Source organism: Nocardia sp. 149-1B (assembly GCF_057747975.1).
Genome location: NZ_CM173233.1, coordinates 1,457,148 through 1,473,334, shown reverse-complemented (window position 1 = coordinate 1,473,334; position 16,187 = coordinate 1,457,148). Strand labels below are relative to the sequence as shown.

Sequence of the window (16,187 nt, the reverse complement as noted above, 5' to 3'; positions counted from 1 at the left end):
GGGCAGGGACAAAACGGCTGGTCAGGCGGGGTCCTGCGCGGCGCGCTCGGCGCGCTCGGCGAGCCGGGCGACCAGCCGGCCGTGCACGGCGGGCGGCACCAGCGACGAGACGTCGCCGCCGAGGCCCGCCACCTCCTTGACCAGGCTCGAGGAGACGTAGCCCCAGGACGCGTGGGTCGGCAGGAACACGGTCTCGACACCGGTGAGGTGGCGGTTCATCTGCGCCATCGGCAACTCGTACTCGTAGTCGTTGCCTCCGCGCAGCCCCTTCACGATGGCCGGCGCCCCGAGCTCGCGGCAGAAGTCCACGATCAGGCCGCTGAAGCCCATCACCGTGACGTTCGGGAGGTCGGCGCACACCTCGCGCAGCATCTCCAGCCGCTCGTCGGGATCGAACAGCCGGGACTTCGACGGGTTCGTCCCGGTCGCCACGACGAGCTCATCGAAGATCGCGGCGGCCCTCCGCACGATGTCGAGATGGCCGTTGGTCACCGGGTCGAACGAACCGGGGCACACCGCGCGGGTCATGCCGGGAGGCTATCGCCTCGCTCGTGCTCCGGCTCCCCGGACTCGGCGTACCAGACCGTGGTCTCGCCGTAGCGTTTGCTGCGGATCTCGGTGAACCCGCGCGGCCAGGTCGGCTCGGGGCTCCGCGAGGCACGCTCGACCACGACCAGGGCTCCCGGGACCAGCCAGCCCTCGGTCGCCAGCGCCGCGAGGTCCTCGGCGAGCGCCTGCTCGGAGAGCGGGTACGGCGGGTCGAGGAACGCGGCGTCGTAGGGCGCGGTCGGCGGACGGCGGAGGACGGCGGCGACGGACCCCGCGACCACGTGGGGCCGGGCGAAGCCGATCGTGCGGGCGTTGTCGGCGATCAGTGTGGCGGTGCGCCGGTCGTGCTCGACCAGCGTCACCACGCCGGCGCCCCGCGACCACGCCTCCAGGCCCACCGCACCGGATCCGGCGTAGAGGTCCAGGAAGCGCAGCCCGTGGAGGGAGCCGCACCACGACTCGATCGCGGAGAACAGCGCCTCGCGCACCCGGTCGCTGGTCGGCCGCGTCGCCGCCCCTCGGGGCGTGTTGATCCGGCGGCCGCCCGCGGATCCTCCGATGATGCGGGTCATGCGGGGTCCCCTCGGAACCGTGCGCCGGAGGACCGCAGCGGAGGAGGCACGCGGTTGCGTGGGGTGCTCATCCCTTCTCCAGGAAGTCTGCCTGGACCGACGCCTCGAGCCGGTGGACGGCCTCCGCGAGCTCGGGTGCGTGAGCCAGGGCATCGTCGGCGTCGAGCAGCTGAAGGGCGACTTCGCGCGCCTCGAGGATGGTCTTCTCGTCGCGGAGCACGCGCAGGTTCTGCAGGCCGGAGCTGAACCCCGACTGCGACTTGCCGAGGACGTCGCCCTCACGGCGCTGCTCGAGGTCGACCCGGCTGAGCTCGAAGCCGTCGGTGCTGCCGGCCACCGCGTCCAACCGGTCACGGGCCGGCGAGTCGGGATCGGACCGCGAGACCAGCAGGCAGATCGCCGGATGGCTGCCCCGGCCGACCCGGCCGCGCAGCTGGTGGAGCTGGGAGACACCGAACCGGTCGGCGTCCAGGAGCACCATCGCGGTCGCGTTCGGGACGTCCACGCCGACCTCGATGACCGTGGTGGCGACCAGGACGTCGACGTCGCCGGCGGCGTAGGCACGCATCACCCGGTCCTTGTCCTCGGGCGCCATCTTGCCGTGCAGCGCCTCGACCCGGAGCCCGGAGAGAGGACCGTCGGCGAGCAGTGGCGCCACCTCCTCGACGGCGGCGATCCCCTCGGCCGGTGCCGCCCGGTCCACGGGGTTGCCGTCCTCGTCGAGGTCGAGCTGGTCGGACTCGCCCTGCTCCTGCTCGTCGCCGGTGATCCGCGGACAGACGACGAAGGCCTGATGCCCCTTCTCGACCTCTTCGCGCACCCGCTGCCAGACGCGCTCGATCCAGCCCGGGTGCTCGGCGAGGGGCACGACGTTGGTCTGGATCGGTGCCCGCCCGGCGGGCAGCTCGGTCAGCGTGGAGATCTCGAGGTCGCCGAACACCGTCATGGCGACGGTGCGCGGGATGGGGGTCGCGGTCATCACCAGCACGTGCGGAGGGGTGCCCGCCTTGTCGGTGAGGGCGGCGCGTTGCTCCACCCCGAAGCGGTGCTGCTCGTCGACCACCACGAGGCCCAGGTCGGCGAAGATCACCTTGTCCTCCAGCAGCGCGTGGGTGCCGATCACGATGCCCGCCTCGCCGGTCGCGATGCGCGACATCGGCGCGGTGCGCTGGGCCTTGGTCATCGAACCCGTGAGCAGCTCGACGTTGGTCGCCTCGGCCGCACCGCCGAGCATCCCGCCCGCCGCGAGGTCGCCCAGCATGGCCGTGATCGAACGGTGGTGCTGCTGAGCGAGCACCTCGGTCGGGGCGAGCAGCGCCGCCTGCCCGCCGGAGTCGACGACGCGCAGCATCGCGCGCAGCGCGACCAGGGTCTTGCCGGAGCCGACCTCACCTTGCAGGAGGCGGTTCATGGGGTGGGGCTGGGCGAGGTCGCGCTCGATCTCGGCCCCGACCTCCTGCTGCCCGGCGGTCAGCTCGAAGGGCAGGCGCGCGTCGAACGCCGCGAGGAGGTCGCTCTGCCCCCCGGTGCGTGCGCGGGCGCCGAGCTCGCGCAGGGCCCGGCGGCGCCGGGCGAGCACGAGCTGGGTCACCAGCGCCTCCTCGAACCGGAACCGTCGCTGGGCGCTGGTGACCTGGCCCCAGTCGTCGGGGTTGTGGATCCGCCGCAGCGCCGTACCCACGTCGAGGAGGCCGTGCTGCTCACGGACCTCGGGCGGCACGATGTCGGGCACGTCCTCGATCACGGTGAGCGCGAACGCGACCGCACGCTGGAGGTCCCAGGAGTCGACGCCCTTGGTGAGCGGGTAGATCGGGTAGAGCTCGCCGATCGCGTCGAGGGAGAGCTGGGCCGCGTCCTCGTCGGCCGAGCCGAAGAGCACGACCTGCGGGTGGGTGAGCTGCCACTCGTCGCGGAACCGGCTCACCTGGCCGACGAAGATGCCGCGGCGGCCCGCAGGCACCCGGTGCTGCTGCTGCCACTGCGCCATGTGCTGGTTCTTGGCGAACATCGAGACGCGGAACGACGGACCATCGGTGCGGACGACGACGTCGACGCGGTACGCCGGGCGCCCCGACCTGCGGTCGGTGTAGGTCGCGATCTTGCTGGAGGCGATCTGCCCGACGACCGTGAGCAGGTCGCCGACGTTGGGCTCCTCGACTCGGGTGAGCTCGCCGGTCTTCACGTAACGCCGCGGGAAGTGGAGGACCAGGTCGCCGACCGTGTGCAGCCCGAGCTTCTCCTCGATCGCCGCACGCTTCTTCTTGTGGTCACCGAGCACGGCGACCACGGGCGAGTCGAGGCTGATCACCGCTGTCCTACCTCGTTCCTACTCGACGGACATCAGGAGCGGATAGCGCCCCTGACCACCGTCGTACACCACGACGTCGACAGCGGGATGGTGCTCCTCGACGTACCCGGCGCAGCGCGTCGCGAGCGACCCCTCCGCGTCCTCGGCGCCGGCCACGAGCGTGACCAGCTCGCCGCCACCACCCAGGAGGCGGTCGAGCACCTCGGTAGCCACGGCGTACAGGTCCTCCCCCACGACCGCGAAGTCGCCGGCGATGACGCCGAGCGCGTCACCGGGCTCGCACGGGCCGGCCATCGTCATCGCCTGCTTGGCCGCGATCGTGACCGCACCCTGGCGGGCGTGGCGGGCGGTGGCGGTCATCTCGAGCACGTCCTGGTCGAAGGACCGGCCCGGCTCGTGGACGGCGATCGCCGCCAGGCCGGTGACCTGCGCCTGGGTCGGGATCACCGCGACCCGGAGTGCGCCGTCGGAGTCGGCCTCGGCGGTGCTCGCCGCGATCTGGGCGACCCGCACGGAGTCGTGGTCGTTGGGCAGCACGATCACCTCGGACGCGCCACAGGACGTGATGGCCTCGAGCAGCTGGCCGGTGGAGGGCCGGTGCCCGGGCCCGCCGGGTACGACGACCGCACCCGCCTCCTCGAACAGCGCGGCCAGACCGGGACCGGCCGCCACGGCGACCACGGCGCGGCCGTCACGGGCGGCGGTGCGCCCGCGGGCAGCGGCGATCTGCTCGGCGAAGTGAGTGACCCGCACCCGGTGGGGACGGCCCGCGGCGATGCCCGCCTCGATCGCCGCGCCGACGTCGTCGACGTGCACGTGCACGTTCCACAGCCGCTCCCCGCCCACGACGACCAGGGAGTCGCCGAGGGGCGCCAGCCTGGTCCGCAGGGCCGGTATCGCGGCGTCGTCGGCCTCCAGGAGGTACATCACCTCGTAGGAGGGTCCGCTCGGGTCGAGGCGGTCGACGACTGTGGTTGCGCCGGGAGGGTGGTCACCGTGTGACGCGGGCGCCGCCGGGACCGGGATGTGGTGACTGCCGAACGGCGTGGTCACCGGGGTCGGCCGGCGTCCGGTCAGGACCGTCTCGGCCGCGTCGAGGATCACGCTCACCCCCCGGCCGCCGGCGTCGACCACCCCGGCGGCCCGCAGCGCGGGCAGCTGCTCCGGGGTGTGCGCCAGGGACTCCCGGGCCGCCGCCGCTGCCGCCGTGAAGACGTCTCGTGCCCGGGCCGCGGAGTCCTTGGCCACCTCGGCCGCTGCCTCGCTGGCCGCCCGCGTCACCGTGAGCATGGTGCCCTCGACCGGGGTGCCGACCGCCGCGTAGCTGGCGTCGGTGGCCCGGCGCAGCGCGTCGGCCATCACCTGGGCGTTGCGCTCGGTCGGCTCGGCGTGCGCGATCCGGCGCACGATCGCGCCGAGCATCTCGCTGAGGATCACCCCGGAGTTGCCCCGGGCGCCGAGGAGCGCGCCGCGGCTGAACGCGGCGAGCGCCGTACCGAGGTCGGAGTCCGGGTCGCCGCCGGTGGCCTCGCGAACGGCGTCGCGCGCCGCCGAGACCGTGAGGTACATGTTCGTGCCGGTGTCGCCGTCGGGCACGGGGTAGACGTTGAGCGCGTCGATCTCCTCGCGGGCGTCGGCCAGCGCGTCGGTGGCGATGTCGACGAACCGCAGCACCACCGACAGCGTGATGGCGCCGCTGCGGGGAGTTTCCATCGCCGTCCTCGATCGTGGAGACTGCTCGCCTTCGAGATGTCGAGTCAGACAGGCTAGTGCGTCCGGTCGATTTCCGCGTGTCCGGGCCCATCGGATACTCTTGCTCGGTTGCCCGCTGCGCGCGGGTCCCACATACGTTCCAAGATCCACAACCCTCGATCGTTTAAGGAGCACGCGGTGGCTGCCGTCTGCGACATCTGCGCCAAGAAGCCGGGCTTCGGCAACAACCGTCCGTGGTCGCGCAAGATCACCAAGCGCCGGTTCGACCCCAACATCCAGCGCGTCCGGGCCACCGTCAACGGCACCCCGAAGCGCCTCAACGTCTGCACCGGCTGCCTCAAGGCCGGCAAGGTCACGCGCTAGCGGTTGCGGCGAAGCCGCAAGCGCGTCAGCGCGGGAGATCGAGCAAGGCGTCGCACCGCGGAGCGGGGCGAACCGCCGGGTCGAGATCCAGCAAGACGAGAGCAGACCGTCACCTCGAGGGGTGGCGGTCTTTTCGTTTGCTCAGTAGTGGATCCAGCCGGTGGGGCCGTCGTACTCCGCGCCATCGACGGTGACGCCCTCCCCCTCGGTGACGGCGCCGATGACCGACCAGCCGGCCGGCACAGACGCGACGTCGGGGAACGTGGCGAGCAGCGCGTGGTCGTCGCCGCCGCCGAGGATGAACTGCATCGGGTCGGAGCCCAGTGCCGCACTGACGGCCTGCAGCGGCTCCGGGATCTCGAACGCCGCGGTGTGCACGTCGATCGCGACACCCGAGTCGGCGGCGACGTGGCCGGCCTCGGCGAGCAGGCCGTCGGAGATGTCGATCATCGCGGTGGCACCCGCCTCGGCGGCCTCCCGGCCCGCGTCGTACGGCGGCTCCGGGCGGCGGTAGGCCTCCACGAGGGTGCGCGGGGAGCGGAAGCCCCGGCCGAGCACGGCCAGACCGCCCGCCGCCCAGCCCTGCCGCCCGCGCAGCGCGAGCACGTCACCGGGGCGCGCCCCGGAGCGGAGCACCGGCGCCTGGGTGCACTCGCCGAGGACCGTCACCGCGATCACGATCTCCTCGGCCCGGGTCAGGTCGCCTCCGACGACGCTGGCCCCCACCAGCTCGCACTCCTCCGCGAACCCGCGGGCGAAGTCGAGCGCCCACTGCACCGGCAGGTCGGCCGGCGCGGCCAGTCCGATGGTCAGCGAGGTGGCTCGCCCGCCCATCGCGTTGATGTCGGAGAGGTTCTGCGCGGCCGCGCGGTGACCGACGTCCGCCGCCTCGGCCCACTCGCGGCGGAAGTGGCGCCCTTCGACCATCAGGTCGGAGGACACCAGCACGTGCCCGTGCCGCACGCGCAGCACGGCGGCGTCGTCGCCGGGCCCCACGAGCACCTGTTCCCCCTGGGGGAACAGGTCGACCAGCGCCCGGATCAGGCCGAACTCACCGGCGTCGGACAGTGTCGCGTCTGGGGGGAACGGCATGGACCCATCCCACCAGATGCGGCAGGGGGAACCGCACGGTAGGTTGGCGTGGCACAAGCCCGCAGAACCCAGATCACCCCCAGACCGCCCCAAACAACAGGGAGAGCTCGATGGTCGTCCAGGCGTACATCCTGATCCAGACCGATGTCGGCAAGGCCGCCGAGGTCGCCTCCGCCATTGCGCAGGTCAAGGGCGTGACCCTCGCCGAGGACGTCACCGGCCCCTACGACGTGATCGTGCGCGCCGAGGCCCGCAACGTCGACGAGCTCGGCAAGCTGGTCGTCTCGAAGGTCCAGAACCTCGAGGGCATCACCCGCACGCTGACCTGCCCGGTCGTGCACATCTGAGGGTGACCCCCGCCGTACGTCGCCGGCGCCCCGGGTCCCCGCGGACCCGGGGCGTCGTCGCGTGTGCGGCCACGCTATTGACGGCGCTGGTGGCCGGCTCCTGCTCGGCCGGCCCCGTCGAGATCGACGCGCCCGACCTCTCGGCGCAGGACCGCGCCGCGTGCGAGCGTCTCGTCGCCGACCTGCCGCGCACCCTTGCCGGCCTGGGGCTCCGCGAGACCAGCGGTGACAGCGCGTACGGCGCCGCCTGGGGCGACCCGGCGATCGTGCTGACGTGCGGGGTCGGCGTACCCGACGGCTTCGACCAGTTCTCCGCCTGCACCGACGTCTCGGGGGTCGGCTGGTTCGTGCCCCCGGAGCAGGAGCAGGATCAGAGCTCCGCTGCCGTGCTGACCGCGATGAGCTACCTGCCCCGGGTCGAGCTGCGGGTGCCCGCCAACCGGCGCGGTGCACCGTCGGCGGACGCTCTGGCGACGATCTCCGCCCTGGTCAAGAAGGACCTGACCCTCGAGGACAGGTGCTCCTGAGCGGGGGCCTGCGCCGCTAGCGCAGGCCGGTGTCGCGCCGCAACGCCAGCTGGATCAGCCGGTCGACGAGGGCCGGGTAGTCGATCCCCGAGGCCGCCCACATCCGTGGGTACATCGAGGTCGGGGTGAAGCCGGGCATGGTGTTGATCTCGTTGACGACCAACCGCTCACCGGGCAGCACGAAGAAGTCGACCCGCGCCAGGCCCTCGCACCCGACGGCCTCGAAGGCCCGGACCGACAGCTCCTGGATCTGCCGGACCACCGCGTCGGGCAGGTCCGCCGGGACGTCGAGATCGGTGTGCTCCTCGGGGAGGTACTTGGCGGCGAAGTCGTAGAACTCATGGTCCCCGGAGATCCGGATCTCCGCCGGGACGCTGGTCTCGGGCGTGCCGTCGAACGCCTCCAGCACCCCGCACTCGACCTCGCGAGCGTCGATCGCCGCGGCCTCGACCAGGACCTTGGGGTCGTGGCGCAGCGCCTCCTCGATCGCCTCGTCGAGCTCGGAGCGGTCGTGCACCTTCGAGATGCCCATGCTCGAGCCACCGCGCGCGGGCTTGGTGAACAGGGGGTAGCCGAGCGCGTCGGCGCGGACCCGGCAGCGCTCCGGGTCGCGGCGCCACTCCCGCGCGCTCACCGTGGTCGAGGGCAGCACCGGCAGGCCGGCCGCGGCGAGGACCACCTTCATGTACGCCTTGTCCATGCTCACCGCCGAGGCGAGCACGCCGGCACCGACGTAGCGGACCCCGGCCATCTCGAGCAGGCCCTGGATCGTGCCGTCCTCGCCCCACGGACCGTGAAGCAGCGGGAAGACCACGTCGACGTCGCCGAGGGTGCGCGGGGGTTGCGAGGCCTCGGTCACGACCAGTCCGGTCGACGCGCTCTCGGGCGCCAGCGCCACCGTCGCCCGCTCGCCGTCCACCTGCGGGAGCCGATCGGGGCCCTCGATCCGCAGCCGCTCGGGGTCACCGGACTCCAGCACCCAGCGGCCGTCGGTCGCGATGCCGATCGGCACGACGTCGTACGCCTCGCGGTCGATGGCGGCCAGCACGCTGCCGGCCGTCACGCACGAGATGGCGTGTTCGCTGGACTTGCCGCCGAACACGACGGCGACGCGGGGCCTGCGGCGAGACTCGTTCATCGGGCCCGACCCTATCCGTCTAGCGTGGGCCCATGAGCAGCGCCTCGCGGGAGCACCAGCCAGCCACGATCGCCGTCACCGCCGGACGGCCGGAGCGAGGACCGGACCAGCCGCTGAACGTGCCCATCACGATGGCCTCGGCGTACGGCGCCACCGGCGACCTGGAGTACTCCCGCTACGGCAACCCGAGCTGGGCGGCGTTCGAGGACGCCCTGGGCGCGCTGGAGGGTGGCCGGGCGCTCGCGTTCGCGTCCGGCATGGGCGCCGTGACCACCGTGCTCGACCTGGTCGGCCACGACGGGCTCGTCGTCGCGCCGGCCCACTCCTACACCGGGACGCTGCTGCAGCTCGCCGACCTCGAGAGCCGCGGCCGGATCCGCTCCACGCTGGTCGACATCACCGACACCGAGGCCGTCGTCGCCGCGAGCGCGGACGCCGCGCTGGTGTGGCTGGAGTCCCCCACCAACCCCGCACTCGAGGTCGCCGACATCCCCACCATCGCTGCCGCCGCACGGGAGGCAGGCGCCTATGTCGTGGTCGACAACACGTTCGCGACGCCGATCCTGCAGCAGCCGCTGAGCCTGGGTGCGGACATCGTCGTGCACTCGGTCACCAAGTACCTCGCCGGGCACAGCGACGTGCTCATGGGCGCGCTCGTCACCGGCGACGACGAGCTGTACGCCGTCCTCAAGGGCCGGCGCGAGCTGATGGGCGCCACGCCCGGCACGCTGGAGGCCTGGCTCGCCCTGCGCGGCCTGCGCACCCTGCACCTGCGCGTCGAGCGCGCCCAGGCCAACGCCACCGAGCTCGTGCGGCGACTCCGGGAGCACCCAGCGCTCTCGGAGGTCCGCTACCCCGGCTTCGGCGGGATCGTCTCGATCGTCGTCGCCGCGGGCGCCGACGCCGCGGACCTGCTCACCCGCTCGACGAGCCTGTGGGTGCACGCCACGTCCCTCGGCGGGGTCGAGTCGACGTTCGAGCGGCGCCGTCGCTGGAAGGCCGAGCCCGCCACGATCCCGGCCGGCCTGGTCCGCCTCTCGGTGGGCATCGAGGACGTCGACGACCTCTGGGAGGACCTGCGGACGGCGCTCGACGCGCTCGGGTGACTCGGCACGCGATACCTGGTCCTACGGTCTCGACACGCTCCCCGCGGCTTCGTACCTCAGCCGCGTCGCTTGCTCGACCACGATCAGACGGCCTGACCTCGTCCCTCGGTCAGTCCGTCTCGGCCTTGGTGTCGCGGGCGATGAAGGAGTCCATCATCTCCTGCGCGGTCATCCGGCCGTCGACGACCGCGGTGACGTGGTGCGCGATCGGAGCGTCGATGCCGGTGCGGTCCGCGAGCGCCAGCAAGGACGCGCAGGACTTGGCACCCTCGGCGACCTGACGGGTCGTCGCGTAGATCTCGGCGGCGGTCATGCCCTGGCCGAGCTTCTCCCCGAACGTGCGGTTGCGCGAGAGCGGTGAGGAGCAGGTGGCGACCAGGTCGCCCAGGCCGGCCAGCCCCATCAGCGTCAGCGGGTTGGCGCCCAGCGCCATCGCGAGCCGGGCAGTCTCGGCGAGCCCGCGGGTGATCACGGACGCGGTGGTGTTGTCACCGAAGCCCAGACCGACGGCCATCCCGACCGAGAGCGCGACGACGTTCTTGTAGGCGCCGCCGAGCTCGCACCCGAGCACGTCGACGCTGGTGTAGGGACGGAAGGCCGGCGCGTGGATGCGTGCCTGCAGCTGCCTGGCGACCTCCTCGTCCTCGCACGCCACCACCGAGGCGGCCGGCTCCCGACGCGCGATCTCCTTGGCGAGGTTGGGGCCGCTGATCACCGCGATCCGCTCCGGTCCCGCGCCGGTGACCTCGGCGATCACCTGGCTCATCCGCTCCAGCGTGCCGAGCTCGACGCCCTTCATCAGCGAGACGAGCACCGCGTCCTTCTCGACGTACGGCGCCCACTCGGTGAGGTTGCCGCGCAGCGTCTGGGAGGGGGTGGCGAGCACGACGACGTCGGCGCCGTGCAACGCCTTCTCGACGTCGTGGGTGGCGGAGACACGCGGCGGGAGCTCGACGCCGGGGAGGTACTCGGGGTTCTCGCGCTGCTCGTTGATCGCCGAGGCGACCTCCTCGCGCCGCGCCCACAGCATCACGTCGTTGCCGGCGTCGGCGAGCACGAGGGAGAACGCGGTGCCCCACGACCCGGCGCTGAACACCGCCACCTTGCCCGCGCTCATCCGCGCTCGCGCTTGTTCGGGTTGCCGATCTGGCGCACGCCGGCCTTCTTCATGTCGAACCGCTCGGGCGGCGCGGCCTCGCCGCGCACCTCCTCGACGAGGGCCGTGATCGCCGCCATGATCCGGTCGGTCGCCTGCTGGACGACCGCGCCGGTGCGCGGCTGGTCGAGCAGGTCGGAGAGGTCGACGGGGGTGCCGACGACCATCTTGATCGTCTTGCGCGGGAACAGGTCCGGCCTCTTGGCGTACGGCGCAAGCAGCTGCTGGGCACCCCACTGACCGACGGGGATCACCGGGCAGCCGGTCGCCAGCGCGATCCGCGCGGCCCCCGACTTGCCGGTCATCGGCCAGCCGTCCGGGTCGCGGGTGATCGTGCCCTCGGGGTAGACCACGACGCACTCGCCGCGACGCACGGCCTCGACGGCAGCGTCGTAGGCGCCCACGGCGTTCTTGGTGAGCCGTTCGACCGGGATCTGGCCGGCGGCGGTGAAGAACCACGCGCCGGCGCGGCTCTTGAAGAGGCTCGACTTCGCGAGGTAGCGCGGCAGCCGGCCGTGGTCGTAGACGATGTGCGCGGCCGTCAGCGGGTCGACGTGCGAGACGTGGTTGAGCGCGAGGATGAACCCGCCCGACTCGGGGATGTTCTCGCCACCGACCCAGTCGCGCTTGGTCGTGGCCAGCAGCAGCGGCTTGATGATGGGAACCGCGAGGTTCCACGCCCATCCGCGCCTCTGCTGGAGCTTGCGTACCGTCACGGACGCAGGTTACTCGGTCACCTCACGCCGATCCGTCCCATCGCGAGGACGCCGCGCCGCGTCGGCGAGAGGCACCTGACAGGATCTTCGCGATGTCCGTTCAGAGGTCCGCTCAGAGCTTCCCGCAGCAGTACGCCGTGCTCGTCCCGGTCAAGCCACCCGCGGTCGGCAAGTCCCGGCTCGCCGGTCTCGGCCAGGACGCCCGGCGCGCCCTGGCGCAGGCGTTCGCCCTGGACACGGTCGTGGCGTGCGTGGCAGCCCGGACGGTCGCGCAGGTGCTGGTCGTCACCGACGACGTACACCTGTCCGACGCGGTCACCGCCCTCGGAGCCGCGTCGCTGCCCGACGGGGTCAGCGGGGACCTCAACGGCACCCTGCGCCAGGCGGCCGCCGAGGCGGTCCGACGATGGCCCACGCTCCGCCCCGTCGCGCTCTGCGCCGACCTGCCCGCGCTGCGCCCCGACGACCTCGACGCGACGCTGGCTCGCATCCTCAGCCCGCACCCCTGCTTCGTCCCCGACGCGGCCGGGGTGGGCACCACGATGTACGTCGCCTCCGACGCGGAGTTCGATCCTCGCTTCGGTCCGGGATCGCGCGCGGAGCACCTCCTCGCCGGAGCTCTCGAGCTCACCGACGTGCCGGCGTCGGTGCGCAGCGACGTCGACGACCTCGACGACCTGGCCGCGGCCCTCGCGCTCGGGGTGGGCGCGCACACTGCCGCCGTCGCACCGGCGCCTGAACCCGGCGCCTGAACCCGCTGCCTGAACCCGCTGCCTGAACCCGGTCAGTGCCAAGCACGTCGGCGGGCCGCCACCCCGAGGGGTGACGGCCCGCCGACGGTGTGGTTCAGGCCTTCTTCGCGGTCTTCTTCGCGGGTGCCTTCTTGGCCGGGGCCTTCTTGGCGGCCGGAGCCTTCTTGGCCGGAGCCGCCTTCTTGGCCGGGGCCGCCTTGGCGGTCGTGGTCTTCTTCGCAGGAGCCTTCTTGGCCGGCGCCGCCTTCGTTGCCGGAGCCTTCTTGGCGGGAGCCTTCTTGGCCGGGGCCGCCTTCGTGGCCGGAGCCTTCTTGGCCGGCGTCGACTTCGCCGCCGTCTTCTTGGCCGGAGCAGCCTTCTTGGCCGGAGCGGCCTTCTTGGCGGGCGCCGCAGCCTTGACCGGAGCCGCCTTCTTGGCGACGGCGGTTGCCTTCTTGGCGGCAGCCGGGCCGGCGGCCAACGTCAGCTTCGGCAGCTTCTTCGCACCGGAGACGACGTTCTTGAGGTCCGCGCCCGCAGTGAACTTCGGAACGGCGGTCTTCTTGGCCTTGATGCGAGCGCCGGTCTGCGGGTTGCGCACCCAACGGGCCTCGCGCACCCGCTTCTCGAACGACCCGAAGCCCGTGATCGCGACCTTCTCGCCCTTCGCGACCTCTCGCGTGATCGTGTCCAGCACGGACTCGAGAGCGTGCGCCGCTTGCTTGCGGTTCCCCTCGTAACGCGCAGCCAGCGCGTCGATGAACTGTGACTTGTTCACTGTCTTCCCTTCAATGAACGACAGGTGGTCGAGCCCGTGCTCGACTTTCTCCAACGCACGCTAGGTAAACGCGTGCCCACTCACAATCACCACGGCGTGTTTTCCGGCGTGTTTTTCAGTTCCTCACCGAGGACGAAACCTCTCAGCAGAGCGGGATTCGGCAATGCAAGAGGGCGAATCCCCAAGCCTGCTTGGGAATTCGCCCTCTCATCGGGTCTCTTCGGGCGGTCAGCCCGCGTGGATCGTCGCGGGCTTCCAGCTCGGGCGTGTTGCCTCGTACGACGCGATGTCCTCGACGTGTCCGAGCGTGATGCCGATGTCGTCGAGGCCCTCGAGCAGCCGCCACCGGGTGTAGTCGTCGATGTCGAAGGAGTCCTCGATCGCGTCGACTCCTTCGCCCGCGCGAACGGTGCGCGACTCCAGGTCGACGGTCACCGTGGTGCCGGGGTGCTCCTCGAGGAGGTCCCAGAGCTTCTGCACGACCTTCTCGTCGACCTGGGCCGCGAGCAGGCCGGCCTTGCCGGAGTTGCCGCGGAAGATGTCGGCGAAGCGGGGGGAGATCACGGCCTTGAAGCCGTAGTTCTGCAGGGCCCAGACCGCGTGCTCGCGCGACGATCCGGTGCCGAAGTCGGGGCCGGCGACCAGGACCGAGCCACCGGCGTACGCCTCGTTGTTCAGCACGAACGTCGGGTCGTTTCGCCAGGCCGCGAACAGCCCGTCCTCGAAGCCGGTGCGGGTGACGCGCTTGAGGTAGACCGCGGGGATGATCTGGTCGGTGTCGACGTTGCTGCGACGCAGCGGGACCCCGACGCCGGTGTGGGTCGTGAACTTGTCCATGTCAGTTGCTCCCAACGGGCTGCAGGTCGGCGGGCGAGGAGAGGGTGCCGCGGATCGCCGTGGCTGCCGCCACGGGCACCGACACCAGGTGGGTGCGGCCGCCCTTGCCCTGACGCCCCTCGAAGTTGCGGTTGGAGGTCGACGCGCTGCGCTCACCGGGCGAGAGGGTGTCGGGGTTCATGCCCAGGCACATCGAGCAGCCCGCGCCGCGCCACTCGGCTCCGGCCTCCTTGAAGATCACGTCGAGGCCCTCCTCCTCGGCCTGCAGGCGCACCCGCACCGAACCGGGGACCACCAGGAGGCGCGTGTCCTTGTCGACCTGGCGGCCCTCGATGATCGCGGCGGCGGTCCGCAGGTCCTCGATGCGGCCGTTGGTGCAGGAGCCGATGAAGACCGTGTCGACCTCGATCTCGCGCATCGGCGTGCCGGGCACCAGACCCATGTACTCGCAGGCCTTCTCGGCGGCGATGCGGTCGGACTCGTCGTCGTACTGCTCCGGGAACGGCACGGCCGCACCCAGCGGGACGCCCTGGCCGGGGTTGGTGCCCCAGGTCACGAACGGCGTCATCGTGCTCGCGTCGAGCACGATCTCCTTGTCGAACTCCGCGTCGGGGTCGGTGACCAGGGTCTTCCAGTGCGCGACCGCGGCGTCCCACTCGGCGCCCTTCGGCGCCTCGGAACGGCCCTCGATGTAGTCGAACGTCGTCTGGTCCGGGGCGATCAGGCCGGCTTTGGCGCCCCACTCGATCGACATGTTGCAGACGGTCATCCGGGCCTCCATCGAGAGCTCCTCGATGGCCTGGCCGCGGTACTCCACGATGTAGCCCTGCCCACCCCCGGTGCCGGTGTGGGCGATCAGCGTCAGCACCAGGTCCTTGGCGGTGACACCGTCGGGCAAGCTGCCCTCGATCGTCACGGCCATGGTCTTGGGCTTGGCCTGCATCAGCGTCTGGGTGGCGAGCACGTGCTCGACCTCGGAGGTGCCGATGCCGAACGCGATCGCGCCGAACGCGCCGTGGGTGCTGGTGTGGCTGTCGCCGCACACGATCGTCATGCCGGGCTGGGTCAGGCCGAGCTGGGGACCGACGACGTGCACGATGCCCTGTTCGATGTCACCGAGCGGGTGCAGCCGCACGCCGAACTCCGCGGCGTTGCGCCGCAGCGTGTCGACCTGGGTCTTGGACACCGGGTCGGCGATCGGCTTGTCCCAGTCGAGCGTGGGGACGTTGTGGTCCTCGGTGGCGAGGGTGAGATCGGGGCGGCGTACGCCGCGGCCTGCGAGACGCAGGCCGTCGAACGCCTGCGGCGAGGTGACCTCGTGAATGAGGTGGAGGTCGATGTAGAGGAGGTCCGGCTCCCCCGGTGTCGATCGGACGACGTGCTCGTCCCAGACCTTCTCGGCCAAGGTCTTGCCCATGACTGTCTCCCTCGTGACCTCTCGTGGACCCGACTCATCGGGCCCCCTGCTTCGACTACGTCACAGATCGTAACGCTTGCATCCCATGATCTGAGACGCCAGTATTGCCATATGGACAACTCTAGCGGAGTCGGCGTCCTCGACAAGGCCGCCCTGGTGCTCACCGCCCTCGAGTCGGGCCCGGCCACCCTGGCGGGCCTGGTCGCCGGCACCGGTCTCGCCCGACCGACCGCCCACCGGCTGGCCGTCGCCCTCGAGCACCACCGGCTCGTGGCCCGCGACATGCAGGGTCGCTTCGTGCTCGGCCCGCGCCTGGCCGAGCTCTCGGCCGCCGCCGGCGAGGACCGGCTCCTGGCCACCGCGGGGCCGGTGCTCGCCCGGCTGCGCGACATCACCGGGGAGTCCGCCCAGCTCTGGCGACGACAGGGCGAGCACCGCGTGTGCGTCGCCGCGGCCGAGCGCCCCAGCGGCCTGCGTGACACGATCCCCGTCGGCTCCCAGCTGACCATGCGCGCCGGTTCTGCGGCCCAGATCCTGTTGGCCTGGGAGGACCCCGAGCGCATGCACCGCGGCCTGCAGAACGCCGCGTTCTCCGCCGCCGCCCTCTCCGGCATCCGCCGCCGGGGCTGGGCGCAGTCCGTGGGCGAGCGCGAGCAGGGAGTCGCCTCGGTCTCCGCGCCGGTCCGCTCTCCGGGCGGCAAGGTGATCGCCGCCGTCTCCGTCTCCGGCCCGCTCGAGCGGCTCTCCCGCCAGCCCGGCCGCATGCACGCGCCCGCCGTCCTCGCCGCCGCCGAGCGGCTGTCCGAGTCGCTGCGTCGGGCTGCCGCCGAGTAGGTC

The 16,187-nt window shown here is 72.0% G+C and carries 17 protein-coding genes; 6 read left to right on the top strand and 11 right to left on the bottom strand.

The features are described 5' to 3' along the window. Positions 1-21: 21 nt before the first annotated feature. The 4 genes from coaD to AC3ANS_RS07015 are packed head-to-tail and all read right to left on the bottom strand — an operon-like array spanning position 22 to position 5,142. Entirely contained in the window at positions 22-528 is a 507-nt protein-coding gene (gene coaD / locus AC3ANS_RS07030) for a pantetheine-phosphate adenylyltransferase (RefSeq protein WP_488295449.1), read from the bottom strand. Next, positions 525-1,274: a 16S rRNA (guanine(966)-N(2))-methyltransferase RsmD gene (gene rsmD / locus AC3ANS_RS07025; protein WP_488295448.1), complete on the bottom strand. Its 750-nt coding sequence runs from the start codon at positions 1,272-1,274 to the stop codon at positions 525-527. Before rsmD ends, coaD begins: the two co-directional genes overlap by 4 nt. Next, positions 1,189-3,429, bottom strand: a complete 2,241-nt coding sequence (locus tag AC3ANS_RS07020) for an ATP-dependent DNA helicase RecG (protein ID WP_488295447.1) — start codon at positions 3,427-3,429, stop codon at positions 1,189-1,191. Before AC3ANS_RS07020 ends, rsmD begins: the two co-directional genes overlap by 86 nt. A gap of 18 nt (positions 3,430-3,447) precedes the next feature. Beyond that, entirely contained in the window at positions 3,448-5,142 is a 1,695-nt protein-coding gene (locus AC3ANS_RS07015) for a DAK2 domain-containing protein (RefSeq protein WP_488295446.1), read from the bottom strand. Positions 5,143-5,319: 177 nt separating this feature from the next. Here AC3ANS_RS07015 and rpmB point away from each other — a divergent pair, with 177 nt between their 5' ends. Beyond that, positions 5,320-5,505 (top strand): 50S ribosomal protein L28, encoded by a 186-nt coding sequence (gene rpmB / locus AC3ANS_RS07010; RefSeq protein WP_011756723.1) that lies wholly within the window; start codon positions 5,320-5,322, stop codon positions 5,503-5,505. A 141-nt stretch (positions 5,506-5,646) separates the two neighbouring features. On the opposite strand, the gene AC3ANS_RS07005 is transcribed toward rpmB, so the two are convergent. After that, entirely contained in the window at positions 5,647-6,597 is a 951-nt protein-coding gene (locus AC3ANS_RS07005) for a thiamine-phosphate kinase (RefSeq protein ID WP_488295445.1), read from the bottom strand. Positions 6,598-6,707: 110 nt separating this feature from the next. Here AC3ANS_RS07005 and AC3ANS_RS07000 point away from each other — a divergent pair, with 110 nt between their 5' ends. Both AC3ANS_RS07000 and AC3ANS_RS06995 read left to right on the top strand, forming a co-directional pair. Further along, entirely contained in the window at positions 6,708-6,944 is a 237-nt protein-coding gene (locus AC3ANS_RS07000) for an Lrp/AsnC family transcriptional regulator (RefSeq protein ID WP_284536751.1), read from the top strand. Between the two features lie 2 nt (positions 6,945-6,946). Further along, positions 6,947-7,471, top strand: a complete 525-nt coding sequence (locus tag AC3ANS_RS06995; RefSeq protein WP_488295444.1) for a DUF3515 domain-containing protein — start codon at positions 6,947-6,949, stop codon at positions 7,469-7,471. A 16-nt stretch (positions 7,472-7,487) separates the two neighbouring features. Here the strand turns inward: AC3ANS_RS06995 and AC3ANS_RS06990 are convergent, their stop codons facing one another. Further along, positions 7,488-8,609, bottom strand: coding sequence for a D-alanine--D-alanine ligase family protein (locus AC3ANS_RS06990; RefSeq protein WP_488295443.1), 1,122 nt, complete (start codon positions 8,607-8,609; stop codon positions 7,488-7,490). Between the two features lie 32 nt (positions 8,610-8,641). Here AC3ANS_RS06990 and AC3ANS_RS06985 point away from each other — a divergent pair, with 32 nt between their 5' ends. Next, complete coding sequence (locus tag AC3ANS_RS06985) at positions 8,642-9,715, top strand: trans-sulfuration enzyme family protein (protein WP_488295442.1); 1,074 nt, start codon at positions 8,642-8,644, stop codon at positions 9,713-9,715. 109 nt (positions 9,716-9,824) lie between these two features. Here AC3ANS_RS06985 and AC3ANS_RS06980 read toward each other — a convergent pair whose 3' ends face one another. Both AC3ANS_RS06980 and AC3ANS_RS06975 read right to left on the bottom strand, forming a co-directional pair. Further along, positions 9,825-10,832, bottom strand: coding sequence for an NAD(P)H-dependent glycerol-3-phosphate dehydrogenase (locus AC3ANS_RS06980; protein WP_488295441.1), 1,008 nt, complete (start codon positions 10,830-10,832; stop codon positions 9,825-9,827). Beyond that, positions 10,829-11,587, bottom strand: a complete 759-nt coding sequence (locus AC3ANS_RS06975; protein WP_488295440.1) for a lysophospholipid acyltransferase family protein — start codon at positions 11,585-11,587, stop codon at positions 10,829-10,831. Before AC3ANS_RS06975 ends, AC3ANS_RS06980 begins: the two co-directional genes overlap by 4 nt. Positions 11,588-11,679: 92 nt before the next feature. Here AC3ANS_RS06975 and cofC point away from each other — a divergent pair, with 92 nt between their 5' ends. Further along, positions 11,680-12,339, top strand: a complete 660-nt coding sequence (gene cofC / locus AC3ANS_RS06970) for a 2-phospho-L-lactate guanylyltransferase (RefSeq protein WP_488295439.1) — start codon at positions 11,680-11,682, stop codon at positions 12,337-12,339. Positions 12,340-12,433: 94 nt separating this feature from the next. On the opposite strand, the gene AC3ANS_RS06965 is transcribed toward cofC, so the two are convergent. The 3 genes from AC3ANS_RS06965 to leuC all read right to left on the bottom strand — a co-directional run bounded on the left by AC3ANS_RS06965 (position 12,434) and on the right by leuC (position 15,350). Beyond that, the gene (locus tag AC3ANS_RS06965) at positions 12,434-13,096 is read right to left on the bottom strand and encodes an HU family DNA-binding protein (RefSeq protein ID WP_488295438.1); all 663 of its coding nucleotides are present in this window, start codon (positions 13,094-13,096) and stop codon (positions 12,434-12,436) included. 228 nt (positions 13,097-13,324) lie between these two features. Then, on the bottom strand, positions 13,325-13,933 hold the full coding sequence (gene leuD, locus AC3ANS_RS06960; RefSeq protein ID WP_488295437.1) for a 3-isopropylmalate dehydratase small subunit: 609 nt from the start codon (positions 13,931-13,933) through the stop codon (positions 13,325-13,327). Position 13,934: 1 nt separating this feature from the next. Continuing rightward, positions 13,935-15,350 carry a 3-isopropylmalate dehydratase large subunit gene (gene leuC / locus AC3ANS_RS06955; RefSeq protein WP_488295436.1) on the bottom strand — a complete coding sequence of 472 codons (1,416 nt, stop codon included), beginning with the start codon at positions 15,348-15,350 and terminating at the stop codon, positions 13,935-13,937. 111 nt (positions 15,351-15,461) lie between these two features. Between leuC and AC3ANS_RS06950 the strand changes: the two genes are divergently transcribed. After that, positions 15,462-16,184 carry an IclR family transcriptional regulator gene (locus tag AC3ANS_RS06950; RefSeq protein ID WP_488295435.1) on the top strand — a complete coding sequence of 241 codons (723 nt, stop codon included), beginning with the start codon at positions 15,462-15,464 and terminating at the stop codon, positions 16,182-16,184. The last annotated feature ends 3 nt before the right edge of the window (positions 16,185-16,187 follow it).

Bases quoted from the DNA above. Each gene is read 5' to 3' on its own strand.
- coaD (WP_488295449.1), bottom strand. From the start codon at position 528: ATGACCCGCGCGGTGTGCCCCGGTTCGTTCGACCCGGTGACCAACGGC.
- rsmD (WP_488295448.1), bottom strand. From the start codon at position 1,274: ATGCCCTGGCTCACGCACCCGAGCTCGCGGAGGCCGTCCACCGGCTCG.
- AC3ANS_RS07015 (WP_488295446.1), bottom strand. From the start codon at position 5,142: ATGGAAACTCCCCGCAGCGGCGCCATCACGCTGTCGGTGGTGCTGCGG.
- AC3ANS_RS07005 (WP_488295445.1), bottom strand. From the start codon at position 6,597: ATGCCGTTCCCCCCAGACGCGACACTGTCCGACGCCGGTGAGTTCGGC.
- AC3ANS_RS07000 (WP_284536751.1), top strand. From the start codon at position 6,708: ATGGTCGTCCAGGCGTACATCCTGATCCAGACCGATGTCGGCAAGGCC.
- AC3ANS_RS06990 (WP_488295443.1), bottom strand. From the start codon at position 8,609: ATGAACGAGTCTCGCCGCAGGCCCCGCGTCGCCGTCGTGTTCGGCGGC.
- AC3ANS_RS06985 (WP_488295442.1), top strand. From the start codon at position 8,642: ATGAGCAGCGCCTCGCGGGAGCACCAGCCAGCCACGATCGCCGTCACC.
- AC3ANS_RS06980 (WP_488295441.1), bottom strand. From the start codon at position 10,832: ATGAGCGCGGGCAAGGTGGCGGTGTTCAGCGCCGGGTCGTGGGGCACC.
- cofC (WP_488295439.1), top strand. From the start codon at position 11,680: ATGTCCGTTCAGAGGTCCGCTCAGAGCTTCCCGCAGCAGTACGCCGTG.
- leuD (WP_488295437.1), bottom strand. From the start codon at position 13,933: ATGGACAAGTTCACGACCCACACCGGCGTCGGGGTCCCGCTGCGTCGC.
- leuC (WP_488295436.1), bottom strand. From the start codon at position 15,350: ATGGGCAAGACCTTGGCCGAGAAGGTCTGGGACGAGCACGTCGTCCGA.
- AC3ANS_RS06950 (WP_488295435.1), top strand. From the start codon at position 15,462: ATGGACAACTCTAGCGGAGTCGGCGTCCTCGACAAGGCCGCCCTGGTG.